At 59.2% G+C, this 2,441-nt stretch carries 3 protein-coding genes; all 3 read right to left on the bottom strand.

Going from position 1 to position 2,441, the window contains the following annotated elements:
• Positions 1–144, bottom strand: a 144-nt coding sequence (locus FS320_RS49335; protein ID WP_244626992.1) for a DUF6429 family protein, incomplete at its 3' end; no start/stop codon positions are given.
• A gap of 725 nt (positions 145–869) precedes the next feature.
• A complete protein-coding gene (locus FS320_RS41740; RefSeq protein WP_152718437.1) occupies positions 870–1,142 on the bottom strand; it encodes a hypothetical protein in 273 nt (90 codons plus the stop codon).
• Positions 1,143–1,624: 482 nt separating this feature from the next.
• Complete coding sequence (locus tag FS320_RS41745; RefSeq protein WP_152718438.1) at positions 1,625–1,996, bottom strand: PH domain-containing protein; 372 nt, start codon at positions 1,994–1,996, stop codon at positions 1,625–1,627.
• Positions 1,997–2,441 lie beyond the last annotated feature (445 nt).

Below are 2,441 nucleotides of genomic sequence, written 5' to 3' on the forward strand. Positions count from 1 at the left end.
GACTGGGTCGCCGATCAAGCCCTTCTTGTGAAGCCGATCCGTCGTTGCCCAGTCGAAGCCCTTCCAGGCACAACGCTCGTTATGCAGCGTCAGCCATAACAGCGCCAAAACGGCATCGTCGATCTTGTCCTCATCGATCTCCATGAACCGACGTTACCACGCGCGGCACCCAAAATCCCGCGGCCCCGCTCGGATGGATACCTTGAGGCCGGGGATACCGACGCAGCACTCCAACTGCTTGAGGCCCTCGGCGACGAGGTCGTTGCCCTGTTCACCAATCTGGACGTGTCCGGCTCGAGAGCTGGTCTGGCGCTGACCAAGGTGACCTATGAACGGTGGCCGCACATTCGTTACTTCCTGCGGGATACCGACATTCGTGACAACGGCCCCTTCCTAGACAAGCCCAATCACCTGTGATGATCGCAGACGCCCATGCTGCATTCCGTAATCGCGCGGCCTTGCAACTGCCGGAGTGTGAACCAGCATCGAATACTGTCCCCCAAGCCAAATGCCCCTAGGGACATGACTTTGCTGGCGAGGTCATAGCGTTGGCAGGGTCATCATCGGCGCCGATCGTGCCCCGCTGAGTTCCCTTGTCGAGTTGCTCAACCAAGGCATTGGGCTGCCCTCGCCAGGGGTCAACCTTCAGTGCCGTTCCACACCCTAGTCGTAGCTGCGCTGAAACTGATCGTGCCAGAGTGAGTTCGCTTCGAAACGTGCCTTGAGGGAATGCCGGCCCCTTTAGGGGGCCCCTTCTGTCCGGTCGCCTCACGGTTCCGTTCGTCTCTGGAACAGGTCGGGCGCTTCGGTTCACGCCGGCTCGTTTCGCAGAGAGTCGAATCGAATGCTCTTTAGATAGGTCGTCTCGCTCAGTCACGGCGCTCCTCGCGCCGCTCCGTGCGTCCGGTCCGCCGCTCATCGCGTCGCTCGTCGCGTCCGGTCCGGCGCGCCTTGCGGCGCTGCATGCCAGGGGTGCCAGTGGCGGGTGGTGGTGTCACTGGCGCTGGCGCTGGTGTCTGGGCCCCAGCATGTGACGCCGTCAGGACCGCGGCAGGGGCCGCGAGGCCCAGTGCGGCTGCCCACCCCACGAGAGAAAGAGCACGCCGACGAGAGATCAAGTCCGAAGTGATGATTTCGCTCATATCCATAACTCCAATCTCGGTGGTTCACAGAACCCTTGGTTGGTAAGGATCTTCGATCGCAGCACGAACGTTGATTAACGCGTTACCGAGCCTGACGAATGGCTTCCATCCCAAGATGAGCCGCTACTCGCAGGGCCGATGATCAGCTCCATGGATACAATGCTGACCCGACGGGTCCCCATGCTTTCTCATCGGCAAGACGCGGCGAGATCCCCTTCAATGCGGCAAGCTCAGACCATGCCACACCAGCCTTCAATCTCATGGCATTCTTCATGATCAGGCTTTGGCTAATCTACTCCGGCCCAACGTTCGTGCTTGATCAAAGCAGACAAAGTCCTGACACTTTGGGCCACCCCGCCGGTGACGGTCAGGATGAGATACCCCAAGCCAGATACGTGGTTCAGGCACGACCAGATCGACTCGGTCAACCAGAGGATGCAGCGCGGAAGAGACAACGGAATCGGGCCATCCAATTGGTGCCGTTATAAAGCCGACGCGATTGCCGCTTGGATGCCACGGATGTTTGCACCGCTTTTGAGCACCTTTTGGATTGGCTCGGCCCGGCCTGAGATCCAAATCTTAAGGTCCGAGTCCATGTCGAAGGTCCCGGCATTCTCGATCGAGTAAGTGGTGATAGCTCGGTAGGGAATGATGAGGTATTCGACCTTGCGACCAGTGAGGCTCTGTTTATCAACAAGGATCAGACGCCGGTCGGTGAAGACGAACAGGTCCCGAACGACCTTGAACGCAACCTCGACAGGTTCGTCCGGCAGGAGAACACCATCGAGTTCCTGCCGCGCCTGATCCGACGTGAGGTCGCTTGCTTGGCTGAGTATTTTATTGATCAGTCCCATAGTGTTCCCTCCGTACCGACTGCCGTACCTTCAGCCATTGGTGTTGTAACCGTCTTAACCACACATTGATAGATCGGCATCCCGCCCAGTCCGCCGGCGTCTGGTCGTTGGGCAATGAGATGCCTGCCTGCTTTCCTTAATTTTAGTCTGCGTGTCTCAGTGGCAGACCTCCCACGCCCAGTTGTTCGTGAGCCGCGATCCAAGTCCCTCCGGACCACCGGACAAAACCGGACACACAACGTATCCATCCGAGCGGGGCCGCGGGATTTTGGGTGCCGCGCGTGGTAACGTCGGTTCATGGAGATCGATGAGGACAAGTGAGGTGGCTCGGTTTGGTTGAACAGCGTTTTCGGTTCGCTAAGTGGAGCGTCTGCCGGGGTTACGCTGCCGCGCGTTGCGGAAGCGGGTTGAAGTAGGCCTGATCGGGCGTGCTCCGGTCAAGGCT

Origin of the sequence: Microvirga tunisiensis (assembly GCF_009296175.1) — a bacterium.
GTDB classification, from domain to species: Bacteria; Pseudomonadota; Alphaproteobacteria; order Rhizobiales; family Beijerinckiaceae; genus Microvirga; species Microvirga tunisiensis.